The sequence below is a fragment of the Pedomonas sp. genome (assembly GCF_036515995.1).
GTDB lineage: Bacteria > Pseudomonadota > Alphaproteobacteria > Sphingomonadales > Sphingomonadaceae > Pedomonas.
Genome location: NZ_DATBUP010000079.1, coordinates 1 through 23,971 on the forward strand (window position 1 = coordinate 1; position 23,971 = coordinate 23,971).

Annotated in this window: 27 protein-coding genes; 13 read left to right on the top strand and 14 right to left on the bottom strand. The window is 63.4% G+C overall.

Annotation, left to right across the window (positions count from 1 at the left end; all coding sequences use genetic code 11):
- The 4 genes from VIG90_RS06320 to VIG90_RS06335 all read left to right on the top strand — a co-directional run.
- Positions 1-520: carboxymuconolactone decarboxylase family protein (locus VIG90_RS06320; RefSeq protein WP_331592634.1), on the top strand; the 520-nt coding region annotated here is incomplete at its 5' end.
- 750 nt (positions 521-1,270) lie between these two features.
- Positions 1,271-1,996, top strand: a complete 726-nt coding sequence (locus VIG90_RS06325; RefSeq protein WP_331592635.1) for a LuxR family transcriptional regulator — start codon at positions 1,271-1,273, stop codon at positions 1,994-1,996.
- A 259-nt stretch (positions 1,997-2,255) separates the two neighbouring features.
- Complete coding sequence (locus VIG90_RS06330; RefSeq protein WP_331592636.1) at positions 2,256-2,921, top strand: GntR family transcriptional regulator; 666 nt, start codon at positions 2,256-2,258, stop codon at positions 2,919-2,921.
- A gap of 319 nt (positions 2,922-3,240) precedes the next feature.
- Positions 3,241-6,585, top strand: coding sequence for an error-prone DNA polymerase (locus VIG90_RS06335; protein ID WP_331592637.1), 3,345 nt, complete (start codon positions 3,241-3,243; stop codon positions 6,583-6,585).
- A gap of 39 nt (positions 6,586-6,624) precedes the next feature.
- On the opposite strand, the gene VIG90_RS06340 is transcribed toward VIG90_RS06335, so the two are convergent.
- Positions 6,625-7,422, bottom strand: a complete 798-nt coding sequence (locus VIG90_RS06340) for a PEP-CTERM sorting domain-containing protein (RefSeq protein ID WP_331592638.1) — start codon at positions 7,420-7,422, stop codon at positions 6,625-6,627.
- 264 nt (positions 7,423-7,686) lie between these two features.
- Between VIG90_RS06340 and VIG90_RS06345 the strand changes: the two genes are divergently transcribed.
- A complete protein-coding gene (locus VIG90_RS06345; protein ID WP_331592639.1) occupies positions 7,687-8,487 on the top strand; it encodes a hypothetical protein in 801 nt (266 codons plus the stop codon).
- A 24-nt stretch (positions 8,488-8,511) separates the two neighbouring features.
- Here VIG90_RS06345 and VIG90_RS06350 read toward each other — a convergent pair whose 3' ends face one another.
- A complete protein-coding gene (locus VIG90_RS06350; protein ID WP_331592640.1) occupies positions 8,512-9,486 on the bottom strand; it encodes a peptidoglycan-binding protein in 975 nt (324 codons plus the stop codon).
- Positions 9,487-9,755: 269 nt separating this feature from the next.
- On the opposite strand from VIG90_RS06350, the gene VIG90_RS06355 reads away from it, so the two are divergent.
- Entirely contained in the window at positions 9,756-10,556 is an 801-nt protein-coding gene (locus VIG90_RS06355) for a crotonase/enoyl-CoA hydratase family protein (RefSeq protein ID WP_331592641.1), read from the top strand.
- 64 nt (positions 10,557-10,620) lie between these two features.
- On the opposite strand, the gene VIG90_RS06360 is transcribed toward VIG90_RS06355, so the two are convergent.
- Positions 10,621-11,220, bottom strand: coding sequence for an NYN domain-containing protein (locus VIG90_RS06360; RefSeq protein WP_331592642.1), 600 nt, complete (start codon positions 11,218-11,220; stop codon positions 10,621-10,623).
- A 348-nt stretch (positions 11,221-11,568) separates the two neighbouring features.
- Here VIG90_RS06360 and VIG90_RS06365 point away from each other — a divergent pair, with 348 nt between their 5' ends.
- Both VIG90_RS06365 and VIG90_RS06370 read left to right on the top strand, forming a co-directional pair.
- On the top strand, positions 11,569-11,820 hold the full coding sequence (locus VIG90_RS06365; RefSeq protein ID WP_331592643.1) for a sulfurtransferase TusA family protein: 252 nt from the start codon (positions 11,569-11,571) through the stop codon (positions 11,818-11,820).
- 165 nt (positions 11,821-11,985) lie between these two features.
- The gene (locus tag VIG90_RS06370) at positions 11,986-12,336 is read left to right on the top strand and encodes a GFA family protein (protein WP_331592644.1); all 351 of its coding nucleotides are present in this window, start codon (positions 11,986-11,988) and stop codon (positions 12,334-12,336) included.
- A 21-nt stretch (positions 12,337-12,357) separates the two neighbouring features.
- On the opposite strand, the gene VIG90_RS06375 is transcribed toward VIG90_RS06370, so the two are convergent.
- The 3 genes from VIG90_RS06375 to purL form a co-directional block, all read right to left on the bottom strand.
- Entirely contained in the window at positions 12,358-13,392 is a 1,035-nt protein-coding gene (locus VIG90_RS06375) for an NADP-dependent oxidoreductase (RefSeq protein ID WP_331592645.1), read from the bottom strand.
- 116 nt (positions 13,393-13,508) lie between these two features.
- Positions 13,509-13,931, bottom strand: coding sequence for an organic hydroperoxide resistance protein (locus VIG90_RS06380; protein ID WP_331592646.1), 423 nt, complete (start codon positions 13,929-13,931; stop codon positions 13,509-13,511).
- Between the two features lie 372 nt (positions 13,932-14,303).
- On the bottom strand, positions 14,304-16,496 hold the full coding sequence (gene purL / locus VIG90_RS06385; RefSeq protein ID WP_331592647.1) for a phosphoribosylformylglycinamidine synthase subunit PurL: 2,193 nt from the start codon (positions 16,494-16,496) through the stop codon (positions 14,304-14,306).
- 230 nt (positions 16,497-16,726) lie between these two features.
- On the opposite strand from purL, the gene VIG90_RS06390 reads away from it, so the two are divergent.
- Positions 16,727-17,074, top strand: coding sequence for a RidA family protein (locus tag VIG90_RS06390; protein ID WP_331592648.1), 348 nt, complete (start codon positions 16,727-16,729; stop codon positions 17,072-17,074).
- A 23-nt stretch (positions 17,075-17,097) separates the two neighbouring features.
- Here VIG90_RS06390 and VIG90_RS06395 read toward each other — a convergent pair whose 3' ends face one another.
- The 6 genes from VIG90_RS06395 to purC all read right to left on the bottom strand — a co-directional run bounded on the left by VIG90_RS06395 (position 17,098) and on the right by purC (position 19,770).
- Entirely contained in the window at positions 17,098-17,295 is a 198-nt protein-coding gene (locus VIG90_RS06395; RefSeq protein WP_331592650.1) for a hypothetical protein, read from the bottom strand.
- A gap of 30 nt (positions 17,296-17,325) precedes the next feature.
- The gene (locus VIG90_RS06400; RefSeq protein WP_331592651.1) at positions 17,326-17,652 is read right to left on the bottom strand and encodes a type II toxin-antitoxin system PemK/MazF family toxin; all 327 of its coding nucleotides are present in this window, start codon (positions 17,650-17,652) and stop codon (positions 17,326-17,328) included.
- Positions 17,649-17,870 carry an antitoxin MazE family protein gene (locus tag VIG90_RS06405; protein ID WP_331592652.1) on the bottom strand — a complete coding sequence of 74 codons (222 nt, stop codon included), beginning with the start codon at positions 17,868-17,870 and terminating at the stop codon, positions 17,649-17,651. The genes VIG90_RS06400 and VIG90_RS06405 overlap by 4 nt, the downstream gene beginning before the upstream one ends.
- A 111-nt stretch (positions 17,871-17,981) precedes the next feature.
- On the bottom strand, positions 17,982-18,647 hold the full coding sequence (gene purQ / locus VIG90_RS06410) for a phosphoribosylformylglycinamidine synthase subunit PurQ (protein WP_331592653.1): 666 nt from the start codon (positions 18,645-18,647) through the stop codon (positions 17,982-17,984).
- A gap of 98 nt (positions 18,648-18,745) precedes the next feature.
- Positions 18,746-18,985 carry a phosphoribosylformylglycinamidine synthase subunit PurS gene (purS, locus tag VIG90_RS06415; protein WP_331592654.1) on the bottom strand — a complete coding sequence of 80 codons (240 nt, stop codon included), beginning with the start codon at positions 18,983-18,985 and terminating at the stop codon, positions 18,746-18,748.
- The gene (gene purC, locus VIG90_RS06420) at positions 18,982-19,770 is read right to left on the bottom strand and encodes a phosphoribosylaminoimidazolesuccinocarboxamide synthase (RefSeq protein ID WP_331592655.1); all 789 of its coding nucleotides are present in this window, start codon (positions 19,768-19,770) and stop codon (positions 18,982-18,984) included. Before purC ends, purS begins: the two co-directional genes overlap by 4 nt.
- Positions 19,771-20,056: 286 nt before the next feature.
- On the opposite strand from purC, the gene VIG90_RS06425 reads away from it, so the two are divergent.
- The 4 genes from VIG90_RS06425 to VIG90_RS06440 all read left to right on the top strand — a co-directional run bounded on the left by VIG90_RS06425 (position 20,057) and on the right by VIG90_RS06440 (position 22,585).
- Positions 20,057-20,380 carry a DUF1476 domain-containing protein gene (locus tag VIG90_RS06425; protein WP_331592656.1) on the top strand — a complete coding sequence of 108 codons (324 nt, stop codon included), beginning with the start codon at positions 20,057-20,059 and terminating at the stop codon, positions 20,378-20,380.
- A 71-nt stretch (positions 20,381-20,451) separates the two neighbouring features.
- Entirely contained in the window at positions 20,452-20,688 is a 237-nt protein-coding gene (locus VIG90_RS06430; RefSeq protein WP_331592657.1) for a BolA family transcriptional regulator, read from the top strand.
- A 30-nt stretch (positions 20,689-20,718) separates the two neighbouring features.
- Entirely contained in the window at positions 20,719-21,051 is a 333-nt protein-coding gene (gene grxD, locus VIG90_RS06435; protein ID WP_331592658.1) for a Grx4 family monothiol glutaredoxin, read from the top strand.
- Positions 21,052-21,166: 115 nt separating this feature from the next.
- Positions 21,167-22,585: a pyridoxal phosphate-dependent decarboxylase family protein gene (locus tag VIG90_RS06440; RefSeq protein ID WP_331592659.1), complete on the top strand. Its 1,419-nt coding sequence runs from the start codon at positions 21,167-21,169 to the stop codon at positions 22,583-22,585.
- A 219-nt stretch (positions 22,586-22,804) separates the two neighbouring features.
- On the opposite strand, the gene VIG90_RS06445 is transcribed toward VIG90_RS06440, so the two are convergent.
- Complete coding sequence (locus VIG90_RS06445) at positions 22,805-23,257, bottom strand: OsmC family protein (protein ID WP_331592660.1); 453 nt, start codon at positions 23,255-23,257, stop codon at positions 22,805-22,807.
- Positions 23,254-23,880, bottom strand: a complete 627-nt coding sequence (locus tag VIG90_RS06450) for a GntR family transcriptional regulator (RefSeq protein ID WP_331592661.1) — start codon at positions 23,878-23,880, stop codon at positions 23,254-23,256. Before VIG90_RS06450 ends, VIG90_RS06445 begins: the two co-directional genes overlap by 4 nt.
- Positions 23,881-23,971: the final 91 nt, after the last annotated feature.

Genomic DNA, 23,971 nt, shown 5'->3' on the forward strand with positions numbered 1-23,971 from the left:
TGCCTATGCAGCGCAGACCCACGCACAGGAAATCATGGCCAAGGCTGCCGGCTTTTCGCAGGCGGTCTATACCTATTCTAAGCTAAGCCTGCGAGAATTCGAGGCTGGCCGTTCGCTGATCGCGGATATCAATGGCTGCCAGATCTGCCAGAAGTTCCGGGCGGCACGGGATGTTCAGTCGGTCGTATCTGGGCTCGGCATTCGCCCGGATCAGACCGTGATCGGCAACGGTCCGGCTCCGGATGAAACGTTCTATCAGGCCGTCAAGAACTGGCGCAGTTCAGATGTGTTCAGCGACCGGGAGCGGCTGGTGCTTGAGTTCGCGGAGCGGTTTGCGCTCGAGCCGAAGGTTCTGTCCGCAGACCATAATTTCTGGGAGCGGATGAAGACCCGGTTCAGTGATGGCGAGATTGTTGATCTGGCACACTGTGTGGCTTCCTGGATGGGCCTTGGCCGGGTGGCGCACGTGCTGGGATTCGACTCGGTGTGCTCTCCGTTTCTTGCGACAGCGGCTGAATAGCCGCCCGACACCTAACTGCTTACGATGTCCGGCTCCCTTGGGCTGCAGCAGGGTTGCAGTCCAAGGGAGCCTTTTCTTTTTCTCAGCATGCAGAGGGATATGCAGGTGTCCTACCCGGGCGGAACTCAGCCGGTTGCGTATCCGTTGCGATAAGGTGCGGTCGGCGAGATGGCCGATCAGCAGGGACTGTGAACGAAACTCTGCGGAGAACAACCATGTTTCGAATTCTCGGATGGGCGATGCTGATTGTATTCCTGATCGGGTTGCTCGTCGTTTTTGGCATTTTCGATCTGATCTTCTAATGGCCTTGATGGCCCCGTGTCCGGCCTCTGATTGCGCAGCTACCGGCAATGAGAAGGTCGGCACGGGTTGCTTCGTACTGAATATGTCGTTGCGCTGCAGAGCGATGCGACGAACACTATAGAAATAATACATACGTCATATCGGTTGCGGTTAGTTTTGAAGGATGGCAGAGTGCGTCTCCGGTTGTTCTGGTGCGTCTCGCTTAATGCTGACTTGGTTTTTGAAACTGCTGACTGTGGTTTGCACGCGCTGATTGCGGCGTGCCGGGCTGATGGGGAGGTGTCGAAGTGCGCAACCGAACCGGGCGCGACTTCGGTGAATTCAGGATTGTGCGGCTTTCCAGCCAGCGCATCTGCTCGGACACAGGCACCAGCCCGCTCCATGGTTTTCTTCATCTTATAATAGGACAGCTGGGGGCCCCCCCGTTCAGCGCCGTGTGGTGCCGGTATGAGCATCGTTGATTTTATTGACCATTCTATCCGGGCGGCGACGCCTTACGAACTTTTCAATCGTCTCGTTGAGACAGCTTCCGTCCTAGGATTTGATTACATTGCCTATGCCTCTTTGGAGGGGATCGGGCGATGGGGACGGGAAGCCGCATCAGGCCCGGCTATCATGCTGAACTACCCGGCATCGTGGGAAAAGCATTACCGGGCAAACGAGTACCATCGGATCGACCCGGTCTTTCAATATGCGCATGTGGCTGGCAGGCCGTTCTTCTGGGCGGATCTGCGGCGGCTCATGACGCTGAGCCCCGAGCAGGAAAAGCTGCTTGATGAGGCGACATCAGCGGGCTTGCTGGATGGCGTGTGTGTGCCGCTGTATGGCCCGAAGGGCGGGGTGGCGCTGATCTCTTTTGCCGGCAGCAAGCCGAATCCGCAGGCCAATGGCACCCTGGGCCATTTGAACATGCTGGCTGCACAGTTTCATCTGGCCTACATGAAGTTTGCTCCGCCCGAAGTCGTGCCTGACAAGTCTCCGCCGATTACCCGGCGGGAGCGGGAGTGTTTGCGCTGGATTGCCCAGGGGAAGTCCTCTGCCGATATTGCCGCCATTCTGGGCATCAGCGAGAATACGGTGAATTTTCACATCAAGAAGCTGCTTGGGAAGCTGGAAGTTCACAGCCGGACGGTTGCCGTTTTGCGTGCCCAGACCATGGGCTTGCTGGATTAGAGGGACCCGCCGGGCAGAATCCAGGCCAGACTGTGCGGTTTTTCCAAAACAGTCCTTATGTCAGGTAGGTGCATTCTTACGATTACGATGTTAATATTAGTATATCAACTCAGGCTATAATATACGAAAGTTACCTTCGTGGCGGTGGTTGCTAACAAGAGAAGCCTGCCAATGGGCCAGTGTGTGCAGCTTTGAGGACGGCGCCCAGTCTCTTCACTGGGTATTAAATCCACGTCTTGCACAGAAGGAAAGGGCAGGAATGTTCATGCCTCGCAGCTCCGCAGGACATCGCACGGCGGAAGCGCCATACCGGCGCCTCAAGGATCTGATTCTCCGGAATCACTATCAGCCGGGCATGCACCTTAAAGTCGCCGATCTGGCCGACGAACTTGGGGTCAGCACGACCCCCGTTCGTGAAGCCCTTAATCGGCTTGTCGTTGAACGTCTGATCGATGGCGCACCGGGACTCGGTTTCTTTGCGCGCCAGCCATCGGAATTGGAAATCCGCAACCTTTACGACATGAACCAGTGGTACCTCGGCCTTGCGCTCAGCGAGGCGGAAAAGGCCACAGCCCAACCGGACTCGTCTCGTATCAGCGCGCTGACGTCTGTGCTGAACGGCGTACGGCCCGGAGACCGGGAGGGAGAGGAAAGCATAGCCAACGCAACTGGCGAGTTTACGCTGCTGGTGGCGGAACAGGCTCGAAACTCGGAAATCTTCCGGTCTGTCAGTAACATCAATGACCGGCTCTATTATGTCAGAGTGTGTGAAAGCCGGCTGATGAAAGATGCCGTCAGCCAGCTTCAGACTATGTTCCAGCAGTTCCACGCGCGCCAGATTGATACGCTTCGGCAGTCCATCAAGGCCTACCATGAAACGCGTACGGCTCTGCTGCCCGACCTCATGCGGGAATTGACCCGCTAGGATCAAGGCCGGGTTACCTCCGGTTCCAGTTGTTTCGGCCGGCGCCTGGACATGCCCCCGCATAGTCCATGGCTCGCCGGCCTTCGTATTTTTATTCCCCTGTCTGAATTCTTGCCTGCTCTCTTCATCTTGGTCGCCACTCCCCCCGGTTTCATTTCAGGGCGTCGCTTGATCGTGGCCTGAGCGCGCCAGACCGTTGCCGGTGCATCGGTTGCTGATGAATGCCGCTTTGTTCGGGAAAACGCTTGTGATAATGTGGAACAAATAGAGAACAAAGAAACGCGTGCAGAACGAGCCCATCTATCCCGAACAGGTGCTTATGAGCCGCTACGCTGAACTTCAGGTAACGACCAACTTCTCCTTTCTGCGGGGCGCAAGCCGCCCTGAGGAACTGGTGTCTCATGCGCAGGCGCTGGGGCTGGAGGCGCTTGCCGTCACGGACCGGAACACGCTGGCCGGGGTGGTGCGAGCGCATATGGAAGCCAAGAAGCTGGGCATGCGGCTGGTGATCGGCTGCCGGCTCGATCTGGCTGACGCACCGTCCCTGCTGGTTTACCCGACGGACCGGGCGGCCTATGGACGGCTGTCGCAACTGCTGACGCTGGGCAAGCGCCGCGCTCCGAAGGGGGAGTGCTACCTGACGCTGGCCGATGTGGCGGCGCGCGCTGAAGGGCAGGTCATCGCCATCATCCCGCCCCGGCGGCGGGATCGCTCCACCATTGCGGATTTCATCAAGCAGCTTCTGCTGATGAAGCAGATGCTGCGCCCGGCGCACAGCCTCTACCTGGTGGCACAGCACTTGTACCGGGGCGATGATCGCCGCTGGCTGAGCCGCTTGCAGGCGATCGGCGACGGCCTCGGCCTGCCGCTGGTGGCGAGCAATGACGTGCTGTATCACGAGCAAGAGCGCCGCCAGCTTCAGGATGTGCTGACCTGCATCCGAGAGAAGACGACCATCAGCGCGGCGGGGATGCGCCTTGCCGCCCATGCGGAGCGTCACCTGAAGACGCCGGAGATCATGGCCGACCTGTTCCGGGGCCATGAAGAGGCGCTGGCCAATACCCTGAAGATTGTGGCGAACTGCCAGTTCAGCCTCGACCATCTGCGCTACGAGTATCCGGACGAGCCGGTGCCGGCAGGGCTGACGCCGCAGCAGCATCTGGAGGCGCTGGTGTGGGAGGGCGCATCGCAGCGTTTCCCGGGCGGGCTGCCCGATCATGTGCGCACGGCGGTGCTGCGCGAACTCGAACTCATTCAGCGGATGGAGTATGCGCCCTACTTCCTGACGGTGCATGACATCGTCGCCTATGCGCGCGGCGAGGGCATCCTGTGCCAGGGGCGGGGCTCGGCCGCCAACTCGGTGGTGTGCTTCTGCCTCGGCATCACGTCGGTCAATCCGACCGAGGTGAACCTGCTGTTCGAACGCTTCATCAGCGAGGAACGCCGGGAGCCGCCTGATATCGACGTGGATTTCGAGCACGAGCGGCGCGAGGAGGTCATCCAGTACATCTACCGGCGCTATGGCCGCCACCGGGCAGGTCTGGCGGCGACGGTGATCTCCTACCGTCCGCGCTCGGCGATTCGCGATGTGGGCAAGGCCATGGGTCTGTCGGAAGACGTCACTACCGCGCTGGCAGGCACGGTGTGGGGATCAGGCCGGGAAGGTGAGATTGACGAGAAGCGGCTGCGCGAGGCGGGCATCCAGATTCTGGACGCCAAGCTGATGCAGGCGCTGCGACTCGCCAATGAACTGATCGGCTTTCCGCGCCATCTGTCGCAACATGTTGGCGGTTTCGTGCTGACCAAGGGGCCGCTCGATGAAACCGTGCCCATCGGCAATGCGGCCATGGCAGAGCGCACCTTCATCGAGTGGGACAAGGATGACATCAACGCCCTTGGCCTTCTGAAGGTGGACGTGCTGGCGCTGGGCATGCTGACCGCCCTGCACAAGGCGTTCGATCTGGTGGAGAAGCACCACGGCCGCGCGCTTACGCTCGGCACCATTCCGCGCGAGGACCAGGCTGTTTACAACATGCTGTGCCGGGCCGATTCGCTGGGCGTGTTCCAAGTGGAAAGCCGGGCGCAGATGAACATGCTGCCCCGTCTCAAGCCGCGCTGCTTCTATGATCTGGTCATTCAGGTGGCGATCGTGCGGCCGGGTCCGATTCAGGGCGACATGGTGCACCCCTATCTGCGCCGCCGCGACGGGCTGGAGCAGGTGGATTATCCTGCGCCCGGCCCGGATCATGGTCCGAAGGACGAGCTGGAGCGCATCCTCAAGAAGACCCTCGGGGTGCCGCTGTTTCAGGAGCAGGCCATGCGCATCGCCATGGAGGCGGCGCAGTTCAGCCCGGCGGAGGCCAATGGCCTGCGCAAGGCCATGGCCACCTTCCGCCGCCGCGGCATCATCCACGAGTATGAGGAGATGATGGTCAGCCGCATGACGGCGCGGGGCTACGATCCGGCTTTCGCCAAGCGCTGCTTCGAGCAGATCAAGGGCTTCGGCGAGTATGGCTTCCCCGAAAGCCACGCGGCAAGCTTCGCGCTGCTGGTCTATGCGTCGGCCTGGCTGAAGTACCACTATCCGGACGTGTTCTGCGCGGCGCTGCTCAATTCCCAGCCGCTCGGCTTCTATGCCCCGGCCCAGATCGTGCGCGATGCGCGTGAGCATGACGTCGAGGTGCGCGAGCCGGACGTGAACCGCTCGGGCTGGGACTGCACGCTGGAGGCGGCGGGCGAGGAACGCTACGCCGTGCGACTCGGCCTGCGCATGATCGAGGGCCTGAGCCAGAGCGCGGGGCAGATGGTCATGTCCGCGCGCGACGAGGGGCTGTTCCGCACCATCGAGGAACTGCGCCGCCGCTCCGGCCTGCCGGTCGAGATGCTGGAAAAGCTGGCGGCCGCCGATGCCTTTCGCTCGCTTGGCCATGACCGGCGTCAGGCGCACTGGGCGGTGCGGGCCGTCCCCAAGGCCAAGCCGCTGCCTTTGTTCGAGCATGTGGGTGAGGTGGTGCCGGAGCCATCCGTCACTCTGCCGGATGCAGCCCTTTCCGAAGAGGTGGTGGCGGACTACCAGACCCTGCGCCTGTCGCTGAGAGCGCATCCGATGGAGCTGCTGCGCTCGCGCTATGCCCGTCAGGGCGTTGCAACGTGCGCCTCCTTGCAGTCGATGAAGGATGGCACCCGGGCCAGCGTGGCGGGCGTGGTGCTGGTGCGTCAGCGTCCCGGCAGCGCCAGCGGCGTGGTGTTCATGACCGTGGAGGACGAGACCGGCATCGCCAACATCGTGTTCTGGCCCAGCATCTTCGAGAAGTACCGCGCCGCTGTCATGGGCGGGCGTCTGGTGCGCATCGAGGGCCGGGTGCAGCGGCTGGAGGCAACGCCCGGCGGTGCCAAGCCAGCCGTGCCCGTGGTGCATCTGGTTGCCGTGCGCATTGTGGACCAGAGCGGGGATCTGGCGTTGCTCGCGGACGGTCTTGCGCCGGCGGCGGAAGGGGAAGCCCGGACCGGCACCTTGTCCGGCCAGAGCGATTACTCCGGGCGCGATTACTCCGAGCGAGACTACTCCGAGCGCGACTATTCCCGGCGTGACTATTCCCAACGTGGACAGGGTCGCCATCCGCGTCAGGTGCGGGTCATCCCCAAGTCACGGGATTTCCATTAGAGGCTTGCAGCAGGAGGGTGCGCCCTCCTGCATCTGCCCTCACGATCCTGTCCTCGACGATCCCGCCGTTCTTCGTTTCTGCCAGGCCAGACCAAGTCCGCAAAGCCCGAGGCCGAACAGGCCGATGGTTGCCGGTTCGGGCACTTCCTGCGCCTCGCCGGACAGGAAGCTCACCAGGTTCCGGGCCAGCGACTGCTCGCGCGCACCGGCGTAGCCGGCGAGGAAATCAACATCGAACAGGGCAAGCAGCGTTCCATCCAGCGCGTTGACCAGATCGCCCGGCGACCAGACGACGCCGCTGCCGCCGGTCCCGTCGGCAGTGCGGGTAATCCAGTCTCCCGTGCCGAACTCGGTAACCCCGCCTGGTGCCTGAAATCCGATGTTCAGAACCGAATCCGGCCCTGTGAACGGTGGGCGCACGGACTGGACGCTATCGGGTTCAACAAATGCCAGCGTTCCGCCGCCCGCAGCCGAGATAAAGGCTAGGACGCTGGTATTGCGCGTGGTGTAGAAACTGTTCTCACCCACCACCACCATCTCGCCGCCGGCGGCGAGATAGGACAGGTAAAGGCTCTGCTCCGCCCCGTTGATGGCGGTGCTGTAGCGCACGTCCCATACCTGGCTGTAGCCTGAAATGTCTCCGGGAACGGCGTCGGCAACGGTCACCGTATTTCCGGCAAGCAGGTGATAGGCTGACAGCTGCGCCGTGACCGAATCCGTCACGAAGGGCGATTCGCTCAGTGCACTGCGCCCGTTGATGATGAGAACGGGCTCGGCCTGAGCCAGCGTGGCGGCAACCAGTACATACGCAACAACACCCAGCATCCTGCCCAGCATCGCGCTCTCCCTCGGCTGTGAGGCAGGCGCAGATCAGCAAGAACTGTGCCACCGTGGGGAATCAACAGCTTGGCTGTGACAGCTGGCAAGACGTTGTCAATTTGGCCGACAGGTCTTCATTTCTACAGTTTAAAGATTAGGATCTATGGGGGATACAGGGACGTGGCTGCCTCATACATTCAAAAAACGTCCGCACCGATTTTGCGCTGACGTTTGAATTAAAGTTGCCTAGTATGGGTTGGGGGGAGACTAAAAGATGCACCAATGGGCATAGGCGCAACGTTGAGCCGGGCCTTGCTGGCCCTCGCAGCGGCGGTCGTTTTACCGGCCAGTGCCGGTGCTTGGGCTGAACCTCGGGCTGCGAAGGAGACACTGCCGTCTCTCGCGGCGGACCTGTATGTTGCCGTCACCCAGAAGCAGTCGTCCGATGTCGTCGCGCCGCTGCTGGAGCGGTCGGTCCTCAAGGCCGGACACGAATGCGTGGCCGTTCGGGATTACCAGATCCTGCCGGCGCAGGGCGATACCCACATCCTCAAGGTCAAGTGCGCCGAGCATCCCACATACGCCATGACGATCAGTACCCAGCAGGGCGTGCGCGTGGCGGGCGGTGACGGCACCATTCACCCGATCGACCCGCAGGACGGGCCCGTGACGGCAGTGTGGGGAATGCGGGCGGAGAACTATCTGGCGGGTGAGGCGCGGAGCAGAGCTTCCACATCCATGGCAGAAGTGAAGAAGCGTGCCGTCAAAACGGTTGCCGCCGCAACCCTGCCAGCGGAGGAGACCTGGGATTACGGCCTGATGGCCTCCGTGCTGCTGACGCTGCTGCTCGCGCTGCCGCTGGTGATCTGGTTCAACCTGCGCCCGTCACAGGTGATGGGCTTCACCAGTGAGGACAAGGACCAGCTGGTGGAGGAAGCGCAGGAAGTTCTGCCGGAGATCTACCGCCACCCGGAAGGGCTGTTCATCGTGCGGGGGCAGCGCGGCAAGCGGCGCGTCTTCCGCTCTCTGCTGTCAGCCTATCTCTACCGGAACTATGGCCTGAAGCTCCGCGAGGTCCGCTGAGCGACTCCCTGCAAGCAGCAGCGCTCAAACCGTGATCGTGCGGCGCTGGTGATCCTCGACGCGGATCTTCCGGTCCACGTAGGCGGTCAACCATTGCCGGTGCGCGTCAGTGGCGTTGCCGGCGGCATTAATCTGGGAAGCCGCCGCGCTGCCGCCGATCTGGGAGGCGAGCAGTACCCGGGCGCGGGACGGCGCAAGGCCTCCGGTCAGGAAGCGCGTGGCATCGCCAACGCCGAGGTGATGGGCAAGGTAGGCCCGCTTCGCCAGTTCGCCGGATGACAGGCCGTCATGCACCAGTCCCCGCTTTTCCAGCGCGCGCAGGTTGGCGTGGGCATAGTCCGCCGCCGCCTCGATGGAGGCGCGTGGATCAAAGCGCAGCGCCAGCAAGTCCTCGCGGGCGGCGGGGCGCACCTGACCCTTCGAATCCAGCCAGCCGCGCTCGTGAGCAACGCCGTTCAGGTATGTACCGGGGCGCTCGGTCTCGCTCTCCCAGGTGGAGGCAAGGAACTGGGTCAGCCCTGCGGCTGTGGAGCGCGGGTTGCGGCTGTTGGGGTCCCACATGCCGTTGCGGGTGGCGGCCTCTGCGCTGATGATCGAGGCGAGCATGGCCGGAGGCAGCCCGGTGCGGGCCCCGGCACTCTCCAGGAACGGCTGGTAGACCGCGTTATCCTTCAGCTCCAGCGGCGCGCCATCGTTGAAATCGAGCGGGGTGATGCCGCCGCGCGAGACGGCGGGCGCTGCGCTTTCCAGCCCTTCCGGCGCGGGCCCGGCCCCTTGCAGGGCAAGCAGGATGGAGGGATCAACGCCCAGCATCTGCGCTGAAAAGCCTGCGCTGCTGCCGGTGAGGGCCGCGCTGTTCTCGGCATCGCCCAGAGCTGCCTGCCAGAGCTGGCGCAGCATTTCCTGCCGCATGTCCGACCAGACGAGCGCGGCCCGAGTCTCGGGCGACAGCTGCGGGGCAGAGAGGGCTTGGGCCGAAATATTGGTGGCGCTGGTCATGACCGGCAGAACTCCTCGGGCATACCCTCCCCGATTGTGGTGAAGAAAAGGTTTACGCAAGGCCTGTACGTGGCCGAGCGAGGGTATACACTTGATGACCTGAGCCCGCAGCAAGACGGGCGGTTCCAGGACCCGTTTCGATCTGTCTGCAACAGATCGCGGCTCCACGTTCTTTGTTGCTCGCACTTTCTTAACCGCAGGGCACACGCCCTGCTCAAAAGTTGCTCGAGAGGCCACAAACAGGCCGGCAACGGGGGAGAAAGCAACCCATGACACATGAGTCGAGTGCCGGAACGGTCACGATTGAAACCGTCGGAAAGATTTTGCTTATCGGCATCAACCGTCCCGCCAAGCGGAACGGGCTGACGCCGGAAATGTTGGCGGCGTTGACGGAAGCGTATCAGCGGCTGGATGAAGACGCTGACCTGCGTGCGGGCGTGCTGTTCGCCCACGGACCCGACTTCTGCGCCGGGCTCGACCTGCCTCGCTTTGCCGGGCTGTTCGCCAAGGGGGAGGATTTTGTCGCCGGTCCGCCGGAGAGGGTGGATATCTTTGCCCGCCGCGCGCCGTGGCGGAAGAAGCCGCTGGTGGCGGCCATCAAGGGCATTACCTACACGGCGGGGCTGGAGCTGGTGCTGGCGGCGGACATCATCGTTGCCGCAACAGACGTGCGCCTCGCCATGCTGGAGCCGCGCCGGGGCCTGATGCCGGTGGGCGGGGCAACCTACCGCTTCATCGAGCGCGGCGGCTGGGGCAATGCCATGCGCTGGCTGCTGACGGGAGAGGAGTTCGGTGCGGACGAAGGCCACCGGATCGGCATCATCCAGGAGATCGTGCCGCCGGGGTTCGAGCTGAACCGGGCCATCGCCCTCGCCGAGGTCATCGCAGCGCAGGCGCCGCTGGCGGTGCAGGCCTTGCGGGCCAACGCGGTGACTTACGCCACGCAGGGCGAGACGGCATGCGTGGCCGAGTTCGGTGCGGTTTCGGCCCGTCTGGCCGCAACCGAGGACTTTGCCGAGGGCGTGCAGAGCTTCCGGGAAAAGCGCGAGGCCGCGTTCCGGGGCCGCTGAGGCAAGACGAGCCGGGTTATTGCAGGAGGGGTCAGCCCCTCCTGCAAGCTCAAAGCCTTGAAGGTTAGTCGCGCGGTTCGGGCTTGGGCCATTCCACTTCGCGCATGACGTCGAAGTGGGAGAGGATCTCGCCGTGCAGCGGAGAGTTGGGGAAATCGACGCCGATCAGCTGCACCGGAGAGGTGCGCGCCAGCGACATGGCCGGAATGAGATCCGTGTCGGCAGCCACCAGCACCACCCGGTCCGCGGCGCGCTTCTCGATCATGTTCGCCAGATCGAGCCCAAGGCGCAGGTCGATGCCCTTCTGCTCGAAGTCAGGGCGGAAATGCTGGTCGGTCAGATTGCCGGAGGGCATGGGCAGCATCTTGGGCTTCCAGCCACGGAACTTGAGCATGCCGGTGCGCACGCACATGTAGTCGCGGCCGGCCAGTTCATCGAGCCAGCCACCGCCGGACTTGAAATGGTAGGCCTCGCCCGAAACCGGAAGCTGGGTCTCGCCCTGGTAGGGACGACAGTCGTAATAGAAGACCCGCACCAGTTCTTCCTGCTTTTCCAGCAGGGCATGGGCAAAGTCTTCAATAAAGTCGACCGTGTAATCAAGGCCATCACGACGGGCCTGGGCACGCAGATGGCCGCCATCAATCTGGACAATAACACGCTTCATAAACGAACTCCCACACATGAAGAGCAGCTGTAAGAAATGCAGCAATCTCTTTACCATAGCGATGGTTGTGCCCGCAGGCTATAGCTTCAACTCACTATAGCTCCGCATATTTTCAGAACTTTCGACATGTAGAGAAACTCTCTGTGCCAAACGTTCCGACTGGCCTTTTTGTACAGGCAAAAGCCATGGATCGGGCTGGGGGCGCTCATATGCGCGACCGGCGACATGCCGCCTCATCTGCAACCGCAAGTGTGGCAGGAATTCCGCCGTTTCCGGCTGCAGGTTCCCTGCTCTGGCGGTTTCGTGCTAGAGCAGGGGCGTCGAGACCAGAGTTCGGGCAGGGTTCGAGTGCCGCAGGCTGAAAACACGCATGAGAAGCAAGCACACCGCGTTGACGCGCGGGGGATGCGCTGCCCATTGCCGGTGCTGCGCCTGCGTCGTCTGGCGGAGGAAGTGGGCGGCGGCGTCATCGAGCTGCTGGCGACCGACCCGGCGGCGCGCACGGATGTGCCGGCCTTCTGCGCCCAGAAGGGCTGGACGCTTGAAAGCGTGACGGAGCAGCCGGACGGCGCGACCCTCTACCGCGTGAAGCTGGGCTGAACCTCCGGCTTTTCGCCTTTCGCCTCGTGCTGCAGGAAATGCCCTGCGGTCCGGCGGACGTCCGCAACCTGCAGAGCCGCGAGCGCTCTTTCTTTGCCACCTTGTCTCCGGTTAGGATGCGGCAATACTTCCCGGTTCGCGGGGAGGCACAACAGGGGATTTCAGATGCAACGTTTCCGTGGCGGATGCCAGTGCGGCGCGGTCGCCTACGAGGTTGAGGCCAACCTTGATCAGGCCATCACCTGCAACTGTTCGCGCTGCAAGCCGATGGGGTTCGTGCTGACCTTTGCTCCGCGCGAGAAGTTCGAGTTGAAGTCGGGCGCGGAAAACCTGACCGAGTACCGCTTCAACTCGAAGAAGATCCAGCACTTGTTCTGCTCCACCTGCGGGGTGGAGAGCTTTGCCTACGGCCAGATGCCGGACGGTACGCCGATCGTGGCGGTGAACATCAACTGTCTGGAGGACGTGGACCCGAGGGCGCTCAAGGCCCACGCCGTGGACGGCCGCAGCTTCTGACAAGGTGCTTGCGGAGGGCGTTCAGTCCTCCGCCACCCTGACCACCAGCTTGCCGAAGTTCTTGCCTTCCAGAAGGCCGCGGAAGGCGGAAGGGGCGTTCTCCAGCCCGTCAACCACGTCCTGCCGATGACGGATGCGCCCCTCATGCAGCCAGAGGGTCATGTCCGCCAGGAATTCCGGCGCGCGGTGGCCGTAATCCAGATTGATGATGAAGCCCTGAATCTTCAGGCGGCGGATGAGGATGGTGGTGAGCAGCTGGGGCATGCGATCCGGCCCCGGCGGCAGATGGGTCATGTTGTACTGGGCGATGAGCCCGCACAGCGGAATGCGGGCGCCGGGGTTGAGCCGGGGCAGGACAGCCTCGAACACCTTGCCGCCCACGTTCTCGAAATAAACGTCGATACCGTCCGGGCAGGCCTCGGCCAGCTTGTGCTTGAAGTCCTCGTCGCGGTGATCGACGCAGACATCAAAGCCCAGTTCCTCGACGGCATAGCGGCACTTCTCCGGTCCGCCCGCGATACCGACGACGCGGCACCCCTTCAGCTTGGCGATCTGGCCAACCACCGAGCCGACCGCCCCGGTGGCGGCGGCCACGGCCACCGTCTCGCCCGGCTGGGGTTTGCCGATGTCCAGCAGGCCAAAGTAGGCGGTCATGCCGGGCATTCCCATCACGCCAAGCGCGTAGGCCGGCTGCTCCATGGTGGGGTCGAGCTTGATCAGCTCCTTTCCGTCAGAAAGCGCATAGTCCTGCCAGCCGGGGTAGGCGAGGACCAGATCGCCTTCCGTGAAGCCGCTGTGGCGGGATTTCTCGACCCGGCTCACCGTGCCGCCGACCATGACCCCGCCCACCGGTACCGGCTCGGCATACGACGGGCCTTCATCCATCCGCCCGCGCATGTACGGATCGAGCGACAGGTAGAGCGTCCGCAGCAGGACCTGACCTTCGCCCGGCTCGGGCACCGGCGCTTCCTCGATTTGGAAGTTCTCGTCCGTCGGCGCGCCGCTCGGGCGCTTGGCCAGAATGATGCGACGGTTGATGCTGGATGACTGCGGCATGGCTTCCTCCCCCTCGATAAAACCACCCGTCACAGGGCGCGTGCGACCGCCTCAGGCGCGTGTCGCACGGCGCTCGCAATGAGCAACTGGACTGTGCAATGGAGTTTGCGGGCGTGTCAAACCACGCCCAGATCAACATCGACGTTGTTCTTGATGGCGTGGGAATAAGGGCAGATCTCGTGGGCCTGTCGTACGACTTCCTCTGCCTGCTCACGCTCGACGCCGGGCAGCTCCACGGTCAGGCGGACGCAGAGCTTGAAGCCGACCCCATCATCTCGCCGGCCGATGCCGACGACGGAGGTGACCTTGGCGTCCTCGGGAATTTCGACTTTCTGCTTCGGTGCGGCGGCCTTCACGGCGCTGAGAAAGCAGGCGGCATAGCCTGCGGCGAACAGCTGCTCCGGATTGGCTCCGCTGCCGCCGGGGCCTCCCAGCCCCTCGGGGATGGACAGGTCAAGGCTCAGCGTGCCGTCTTCGGTTTCGGTGTGGCCCGCTCTGCCGCCGGTTGCCGTGGCCTTGGCTTCATACAGTATCTTCATGGGCAGCCTCCCGGATAATGAATGGATCAGCCATTCAAACGCCGGGAACGCCGGATCGCTGCGCGGCGCGGGGCAAGCCTTTCATGAAATAGATGAATTAAAATGGTCGGTCAGGCGGGCAGGGCGCAGGCGGGCACAAGGTCGTCCTCTCGAATGCCCGATATTGGAGCGAGAAGGGGTATTGCAGCGCGAATCCCGGGGTGCCCGCTACCCATGTAGCCGGGATAGGTAAAAACCTCTTATAGAGCGTTTAAAAGCTATCTAGAGCCATTCTTAATTATGTAAAGCTGGCGTGCCTCATGGTGCAATAAAAAGGGTGTCGGAAGATCCCCTCCGACACCCCTTTTGATCTCAATCGCCGTTCAGGCGATCTCAGCTCGCCATCAGCGACGGCAGCCACTCTTCGTGGGCCTGACGCAGGTCGGCGATCGCAACGTTGAACAGACCATTGGCGGCCACGTGGTCGCCCTTGGTCGTGCCGATCACGGTTGCGGCCACACCGGCGGCCGAAGCGGCTGCCAGCAGGGCGTCAGCGTCGCGGGTGGTGACGACGTAGCGGCCCTGATCCTCGCCGAACAGCCATGCGTGGGCTTCCACGCCTGCCGGAACGGTCAGCTCCGCGCCGATCTTGCCGGCCAGAGCCATCTCGACGACGGCGCTGACGAGGCCGCCGTCCGCGCAGTCATGCACGGCGGTGAAAGCCTTGGCGTGGATCTGGCTGCGGACGAAGTCACCGGTCTTGCGCTCGGCGCTCAGGTCGACCGGCGGCGGTGCGCCTTCCTCACGGCCGAGGATCTCGCGCAGGAACAGCGACTGGCCCAGGTGGCCCCTGGTCTCGCCCAATACGACAATGGTCTCGCCCTCGGCCTTGAAGGCGACGGTGGCCATGACGTCATAGTTTTCCAGGAGGCCGACGCCGCCGATGGCCGGGGTCGGCAGGATGCCGGAGCCGTTGGTCTCGTTGTAGAGCGACACGTTGCCGGAGACGACCGGGAACTCGAGCGTGGTGCAGGCTTCCGCCATGCCCTCGATGCAGCCGACGAACTGGCCCATGATTTCCGGGCGCTGCGGGTTGCCGAAGTTCATGCAGTCGGTAATTGCCAGCGGCTTGGCTCCGACGGCGGTGATGTTGCGCCACACTTCGGCCACCGCCTGCTTGCCGCCTTCGACCGGGTCCGCGAAGCAGTAGCGCGGGGTACAGTCGGTGGAGATGGCCAGCGCCTTCTTGCTGTCGTTGATGCGCACGACGGCGGCGTCGCCACCCGGGCGCTGGATGGTGTTGGCCATGACCATGTGGTCATACTGTTCCCAGATCCAGCGGCGCGAAGCCATGTCGGGCGAGCCGATCAGCTTCAGCAGGGCCTGACCGTAGTCGTTCGGAGCAGGAACGGCGCTGGCGGACAGCTCGGCCGGTTTCGGGGTCGGCACGTACGGGCGCTCGTAAGCCGGGGCGTTGTCGCCCAGCGGACCCAGCGGAATGTCGCAGGCCACTTCGCCCTTGAACTTCAGCACCAGGCGCTCGGTGTCGGTGATGGTGCCGATGACGGCGAAGTCCAGGCCCCACTTGTGGAATATCTTCTCGGCCTCGGCCTCGCGGCCCGGCTTCAGGATCATCAGCATGCGCTCCTGGGACTCGGAGAGCATCATTTCGTAGGGCACCATGCCTTCTTCGCGGCACGGCACCTTGTCCAGATCCAGCTCGATGCCGACGCCGCCCTTGGACGCCATCTCGACGGACGAGGAGGTGAGACCCGCCGCGCCCATGTCCTGAATGGCCACAATGGCGTCAGAGGCCATCAGTTCGAGGCAGGCCTCGATGAGCAGCTTCTCGGTGAACGGATCGCCCACCTGCACGGTCGGGCGCTTTTCCTCGGAGTCCTCGGTGAACTCGGCAGAGGCCATGGTCGCGCCGTGGATGCCGTCGCGGCCGGTCTTGGAGCCGACGTAAACGACCGGGTTCCCGAGGCCGGCGGCGGCCGAGTAGAAGATCTTGTCGGTGCGGGCCAGACCCACGGTCATGGCATTGACCAGGATGTTGCCGTTGTAGGACGGGTGGAAGTTCACCTCGCCGCCCACGGTCGGCACGCCGACGCAGTTGCCGTAGCCGCCGATGCCCGAGACCACGCCCGAGATCAGGTGGCGCATCTTCGGGTGCGTCGGCTCGCCGAAGCGCAGCGCGTTCATGTTGGCGACGGGACGCGCGCCCATGGTGAACACGTCGCGCAGAATGCCGCCGACGCCGGTGGCCGCGCCCTGATAGGGCTCGATGTACGACGGGTGGTTGTGGCTCTCCATCTTGAAGATGGCGGCCCAGCCGTCACCGATGTCGATGACGCCAGCGTTCTCGCCCGGACCCTGAATGACCCACGGTGCCTTGGTCGGCAGCTTCTTCAGGTGGACACGGCTCGACTTGTAGGAGCAGTGCTCCGACCACATGACGGAGAAGATGCCAAGTTCGGTCAGATTCGGCTCGCGGCCGAGGCTCTTGAGGATGACCTCGTATTCCTCGTTCGTCAGGCCGTGTTCGGCAACAACTTGGGGCGTGATGGCTGGGGACACAGACATGCAGTCTCTCAATCCATAGGGCAGGACAATTTGGGGACGCTCATAGCCGCTCAGACGGAAGAACGCCAGACTCGGGATGCGGGTCGAGGCTGTTCTGTGACGATGCGCGCATTGACCGTTGTTTCTGCCCGGCATCCCTCTTGATTGCGCGGCCGTAACCCGCCATGCGCTTGGGTGACCAGACACTGGCCCAACACACATCGCCAAACAGACATATCGAAGGAATTGTCATGTCCGACATTACTCGCATCGAGACCGGCCCGCGCATGAGCCAGGCCGTCATTCACAACGGCATCGCGTACCTTGCCGGTCAGATCAGCGACAAGGGCCCGAGCGTTGCTGAACAGACCCAAGGCGTGCTGGAGCAGATCGACGCGCTGCTGGCACAGGCCGGCACCGACAAGTCGCGTATCCTGACCGCCACCATCATCCTCTCCGACATCGCCACCTTCGGCGAAATGAACTCGGTGTGGGAAAAGTGGGTGCCGCAGGGCGCAACCCCGGCACGAGCCACTATCGAGGCCAAGCTGGCCGCACCGCAGTACCTCGTCGAGATCGTCGTCGTCGCGGCGATCTGATCGGCTTTCCGGGGCGCGGGGGCTCAGTCTCCCGCGCTTCCATTTCCTGTGTCGGGGCGGGGCACCCGCTTGCCCTTGGTGCGGCTGGTCAGATGAAACTGCCGGCACCGGTCGCAGCGGTAATGCCGCAGCGGAATGGTTGCGCGCTGCATGGCCGCCAGCGCCTCCTCGGCAGAGCGGTAGCTGACCTTCCTAATGCAGATGCTCTGTCTCGTGCGCATGGCTGTTCCTTCGCGCTTCGGCTGCTGATCTCAGCCTGCAAGGCCAAGAAAAACCAGAATGGCGCGGTTAAGCCGAACCATGTCCTGTGCAGTCAGTTCACCGATGGTCTGAGCGATCTGATTGCGGCGCACGGTCACGATCTTGTCCACCATGAGGTAGGAAGGCTGTTGCAGGCCATTTGTCAGGCCTGGCTCTACAAGGAGGCGAATGAGCGGAGCGTCAACGGCAGTGCTCGTCAGTAAGCAGACCGTGACCGAGTCCGTGGCATCAAAGGCGTCGCTTTGTATGATGACTGCGGGGCGTGGCTTGCCGGCGTAGCCGCTGGCGGCAACCGTGACGATGGCACCACGTTTCATGCATCGCCCCAGTCAGCGACAGCATCCACAAAGGCCTGATCTTCTTCTTCTGTCGGGGACCGGGAAACCGCGATGCTCTGAAGATGGGCCTGTTCAAGAAAAGCGCGCGAGCCCACGTCTGGAACCCAGATCTGAATGGGCTTCAGGCCTTGGGCGCGCAGCCGTGCGCGGTAATCGCTGACGCGGCGTCTGGTATCTCGCGGATTGGGCTGAGCCATGGGACCTCCGTTACATGTAACATAACGGATTTCGCGCGTTCCAGCAATCAAACAGAAAAGGCCGGAGGGCGAACCGTCCGGCCTTTTCTGGTTTTGCAGTCGGGAAGCGGCTTAGCGCAGCGAGGCGATGACGCTCTCGAACAGGCCGCGACCGTCCGTGCCGCCCTGTTCCGGCTCGATGAGCCGTTCCGGGTGCGGCATCATGCCGATCACGTTGCCCTTCTCGTTGATGATGCCGGCGATGTTGCGGCGCGAGCCGTTGGGGTTGTCCACATAGCGGAACACCACCTGGCCGTTGCCTTCAAGGCGATCCAGCGTCTCGTCGTCGGCGAAGTAGTTGCCGTCGTGGTGGGCGACGGGGAACACCACTTCCTGACCGGCCTCATACTGGCTGGTGTAGGCAGTGCCTGCGTTCTCCACCTTCAGCGCGACATCGCGGCAGATGAACTTCAGCCCGGCGTTGCGCATCAGCGCGCCCGGCAGCAGGCCTGCCTCGGTGACGATCTGGAAGCCGTTGCACACGCCCAGAACCTTGACGCCGCGATCGGCGGCCTTGACCACCTCGCGCATGATCGGCGACTGGGCGGCCATTGCGCCGGAGCGCAGATAGTCGCCGTAGGAGAAGCCGCCGGGCAGGGCGATCAGGTCGAGGCCGTCCGGCAGCGTGCTGTCGCCGTGCCAGACCATGGCCGGCGCGGAGCCGCCGATCTTGTGCAGGGCTGCAGCCATGTCCCGGTCGCAGTTGGAACCCGGAAAAACGATAACGGCGGATTTCATAATCCTGACCCTAACTTTTGGGACCCTAGCTTTGGGTGACGGAGTTTCGTCCGGTAGTCGGTCGGCCGCCCGGTGGAGCCGGGCGGCCTGGCTGGCACTTACGCCAGCTCGATCCGGTAGTTCTCGATGACGGTGTTGGCCAGCAGCTTGCGGCACATCTCGTCGATCTGGGCCTTGGCCTTGGCCTCGTCCGTCTCGGCGACTTCCAGTTCGATGAACTTGCCCTGACGGACATCTTCAACACCGCTGAAGCCCAGGCCGTGCAGTGCGCCTGCAATGGCCTTGCCCTGGGGGTCGAGGACCCCGTTCTTCAGCGTTACATAAACCTTGGCTTTCATCCCCGTCCTTCCTCGCGTGCCTTGCGGTGCTGTTCCAGATCAAGAACGGTCGACACCGAACCTTCCGGCAGAAGGCCGAGGCGGCGTGCGACTTCCTGATAGGCTTCCACTTCGCCGCCGAGGTCGCGACGGAAGCGGTCCTTGTCGAGCTTTTCGCCGGTGGCGGCGTCCCAGAGGCGGCAGCCGTCCGGGCTGATTTCGTCCGCCAGCAGGATGCGGCTGTAGTCGCCTTCCCACAGACGGCCGAACTCGAGCTTGAAATCGACGAGCTTGATGCCGATGCCGGCGAACAGGCCCGACAGGAAGTCGTTGATGCGGATCGCCAGGTCGGCGATGTCGTGCATCTCTTCCTGGGTCGCCCAGCCGAAGGCGGCAATGTGCTCGTCGGTGATCATCGGATCGCCGAGCTCATCGTTCTTGTAGTAGTATTCGATGATGGTGCGCGGCAGGGCGGTGCCCTCCTCGACGCCGAGGCGCTTGGACAGCGAACCGGCCACCACGTTGCGAACAACCACTTCGATCGGCACGATTTCCACCTGCCGCACCAGCTGCTCGCGCATGTTGAGGCGGCGGATGAAGTGGGTCGGGATACCCATGTTGCCGAGGAGCGTGAACACATGCTCCGAGATGCGGTTGTTCAGCACGCCCTTGCCGGAGATCGTGCCCTTCTTCTGCGCGTTGAAGGCGGTTGCGTCATCCTTGAAATACTGGATGAGAGTGCCAGGCTCCGGTCCTTCGTAAAGGATCTTGGCCTTGCCTTCGTAAATTTGGCGACGGCGAGACATATTCGGGTCCACTGAATCGGAAGTGTCCATGCTGGCTGCGGCCTGTTCCGCGTAAAACGCTTCGGTTCCTGACAGATCCAATATACGGCAATCAGGGCCGAACCGCGAGGGCCGCCCCAGCGAGTCGGGTCCTCCATACTCCAAAGGGTCCCGGGGAACAATGAAGATTAACACCCGGCCGGCAGGCGGTGATTCGCCACAGCTGCCCAGCCTTGCAGTTGATCCGGTCCCGGCTGGCCTCTATGTAGGAGGCTGAAACTGGTAAAGTGCCAACGAGAAAGAAGCTATGACCACCTTTGATGATCGGGAAAAGGCGTTCGAGGCAAAGTTCGCGCGGGATGCGGAACTGCAGTTCAAGGTTGCCGCCCGCCGCAACAAGCTGCTGGGCCTGTGGGCTGCCGAACTTCTGAAGCTGACCCCCGAGGAAGCCGACAGCTATGCCAAGTCGGTCGTTCACGCCGATTTCGAGGAAGCGGGCGACGAGGACGTGTTCCGCAAGGTGTTCGGCGACCTGACCGCACGCGGCGTCGAGGTGACCGAGCTTCAGGTCCGTCGTATGATGGAAGAAAAGATGGCCGAGGCACGCCGCCAGTTCTTCGAAGGCGTTTGAGCCGTCAAGACACGCCGGACAGGGCGCGCAGCCGTGTCCGGCCGCTGACAGCAGGGTAAGGGTGTTGCATCATGGCAATGGCTGCCGAAGACATTGAGCGCCTCATCAAGGAAGCGCTGCCGGACGCCGAGGTTACGATCGATGATCTGGCCGGAGACGGCGATCATTACGCCGCAACCGTCGTTTCATCGGCATTCGCCGGTTTAACGCGCGTGCGGCAACACCAACTGGTATATCAGGCGCTGCAAGGCCGCATGGGTGGCGAGCTGCATGCGCTGGCGCTGACCACCCGGGCTCCAGCGGCCTGAACCTTGGGGCCTGAACTCGGAGTAAGGCAAATGACAGAATCCGTTCACGACAGCATTCGGCAGGCTGTTGATACCTATGACGTGGTGCTCTTCATGAAGGGCACGCCGGATTTCCCGCAGTGCGGTTTTTCTTCCCGCGCGGTGGCGATCCTGGAGCGTCTGGGCGTCTCCTACGCCAGCTACAACGTGCTGGACAATCCGGAACTGCGCGAAGGCATCAAGCAGTTCTCCAACTGGCCGACCATTCCCCAGCTCTACATCAAGGGCGAGTTCGTTGGCGGCTCGGACATCATGATGGAGATGTTCGAGTCCGGCGAGCTTCAGGAACTGGTGACCGAAAAGGGACTGACCGAGGGCGAGTGATCGCCGGACGGTTCCTGTAACGGACCGGATCAGGGCCCGATGCTGCACAGGCTTCGGGCCCTTTTCTTTTGCGCCGGTCCGCCTTCCCCTGCGGGCTGTCATGTGGAGATGAGTTGTGGATTCCGAAACGTTTCGCCGCCACGCCCATGAACTGGTGGACTGGATGGCCGATTACATGGCGGGCGTGGAAAACCTGCCCGTGCGGCCGCAGGTGACACCCGGCAGCATTGCCGCGCAGGTGCCGACCGAACCGCCTGCCCGGGGCGAGCCGTTCGAGGCGATCTTCAGGGACTTTCAGGACATCGTGATGCCGGGGATGACCCATTGGCAGCACCCCAGCTTCTTCGCCTACTTCCCGGCCAACACCAGCCCGCCCTCGGTGCTGGCCGAAATGCTGACGGCAACGCTCGGCGCGCAGTGCATGCTCTGGCAGACCTCGCCCGCCGCCACCGAACTCGAAGGCCGGGTGGTGGAGTGGCTGGCCCGCGCGCTCGACCTGCCGACCACCTTCAGCGGCTCCATTCAGGCCAGTGCCTCCGAGGCCACGCTTGCGGCCCTGCTGATGGCGCGGGAGCGGGCGACCGGGTGCGCCAGCAACGCCGCCGGGCTGGCGCAGACGGGGCAGCGGCTTGCGGTCTATTGCAGCGAGGACGCGCATTCATCGATCGAGAAGGGCGCGCGGATCGCGGGTTTTGGCGCCGACATGGTGCGCAAGATCCCGGCGGACGCTGACCGTGCCGTGCGGCTGGATGCGCTGGAAGCCGCCATCCGGCAGGACGTGGCGGCGGGCATTACGCCGGCGTGCGTCATCGCCTGCATTGGCGGGACCGGCACCGGCGGCATGGATGACGTCTGGGCTGTGGCCCAGATAGCCCGCGCACACGGTGCTTTCGTGCATGTGGATGCGGCGTGGGCAGGCTCGGCGCTCCTTCTGCCGGAATGGCGGCATCTGGCGGACGGGCTGGAGCTGGCGGACAGCTTCGTCTTCAACCCGCACAAGTGGCTGCTGACCAATTTCGACTGCTCGGCCCATTTCGTGCGCGAGCCGGAGGCCTTGATGCGCACCCTCTCGCTGGTGCCGGAGTACCTGCGCACCCATGGCGCGGACGGCGTGACCGACTACAGCAACTGGAGCGTGCCGCTGGGCCGCCGCTTCCGGGCGCTCAAGCTGTGGTTCGTGCTGCGCAGCTACGGTATCGAGGGCTTGCAGGATATTCTGCGCCGCCACATCGATCTGGCGGGCAAGGCGCACGACGCGCTGAAGGTCGAGCCGGACTTCGAGATTACCTCCCCGCTGAAACTGGCGCTGTTCACCTTCCGCCACCGCCCCGCAGGCATGGAAGAGGGCGAGCTGGACGCGCACAACGAGACGCTGCTGCAACGGCTGAACGAAACGGGGCGGGCCTACTTCACCCAGACGCGGGTTGCCGGGCGCTACGTCATCCGCTTCCAGGTGGGCCAGACCAATACGGAGGCCCGCCACGTGGATGCCGCGCTCGACCTGATCCGCGAGACGGCGCGGGGCCTGGCGTAAGGGGCAGGTTATTTTGCAGGGGACTTGGTCCCCTGCACCCCGCTCGTTTTCAAAGGGCCGTACGCTTCACCACACGTGCGGCCCTTTTCTTTGACTGGGTTTACGGGAGCGCATCCGCCAGCTGCCGCCGCGCCTTGGGGATCTGCAACAGCGCGCCGGAAACACGGCCCGATATACCAAATAGGGGGTGCAGGGCGAACGAGTTCCCCCTGCGAGAACCTAGAAGTTCACCTCGATCTGGGTCTTCACCGAGTTCGCAAGAAAGCAGAGGTCGTGAGAGCGGTGGTGCAGGTCCGCCTCGGTATCCCAGTCAGGCGCTTGCCCGGAATAGGTGATGCGCGGGTTGAGCGTGATGCGGGTGACCTGCATCTTGCCGTCCACCTTTTCCATCTCGCCCACGGCCTTGTCCGCGTAGCTATCGATGACCAGTCCCGCCTTGGCTGCAAGCGAGAGGAAGAACAGCATGTGGCAGCTGGAGAGGGCGGCGACGTAGGCTTCCTCGGGGTCGACGTTCTCCTCCACCGAATAGGGCAGGGGCACGACATGGGGCGATGAGGAGGCGGGAACGACATGACCGCCGTCAAAGGCCCACCGGTGCCCGCGGCTGTAGCGGTTGTCGGTAAAGCGGGCATCGCCGCGCTCCCATGTGATTTCGGCGCTGAAGCTGCTCATTCCGGGTCTCCTTCCTCTGCCGTTATGGGGGTGATGGTGCCCGTTAGATGGGCCGAGAGACTGTGCACCGCCTTCTCGATATCTCTGACCGTACAGGCCGCCAGAATGGCCTCATGCTCCTCGAACAGCGCGGTGCGCTTCACGCTGCCCCTGGGCTGCAGGGCGTAGATGCGGCGGCCTTCCCGGCGCAGATCCTCGATCATCGCCAGCAGGCGTTCATTGTCGCAACCGCTGTAGAGATGGCGGTGGAAGGCGATGTCCAGCTCTTCGATCTCGGCAGGGTCGTCCTCATCGAGCAGCGCCTCGCAGATGCGGCGGGCCTTGCGCAGAACGGCCTCGTCCAGCCGGGGCAGGGAGAGCCGCAGGGCGTGGGTCTCCAACGCCATCCGCACGCTGACAAGGTCGGCAGCCTGCTTGCGGCTCCACTCCGGAACGGCGACGCTCCGGTCAGAGCGGCGCGTGAGCAGGCCCGTTACCAGCAGACGCTCAAGGACGCGGCGGATCGGCTGGCGGCTGACGTTGAAGCGCGCGGCGAGGTCTTCCTGCTTGAGCGCCGTTCCCGGCGGCAGCACGCCCCGCTCGATCTCATCGCGCAGTACGGTTTCGATTCCGTTTGGATCCATGGATCCAAAATAAGCCGGAGGACGGCTCGCGTCAAGACGGGCCACGAAATCGGGCGCAGCAATGGCCGCGGCAGCGCAAGGGGCATGCAGC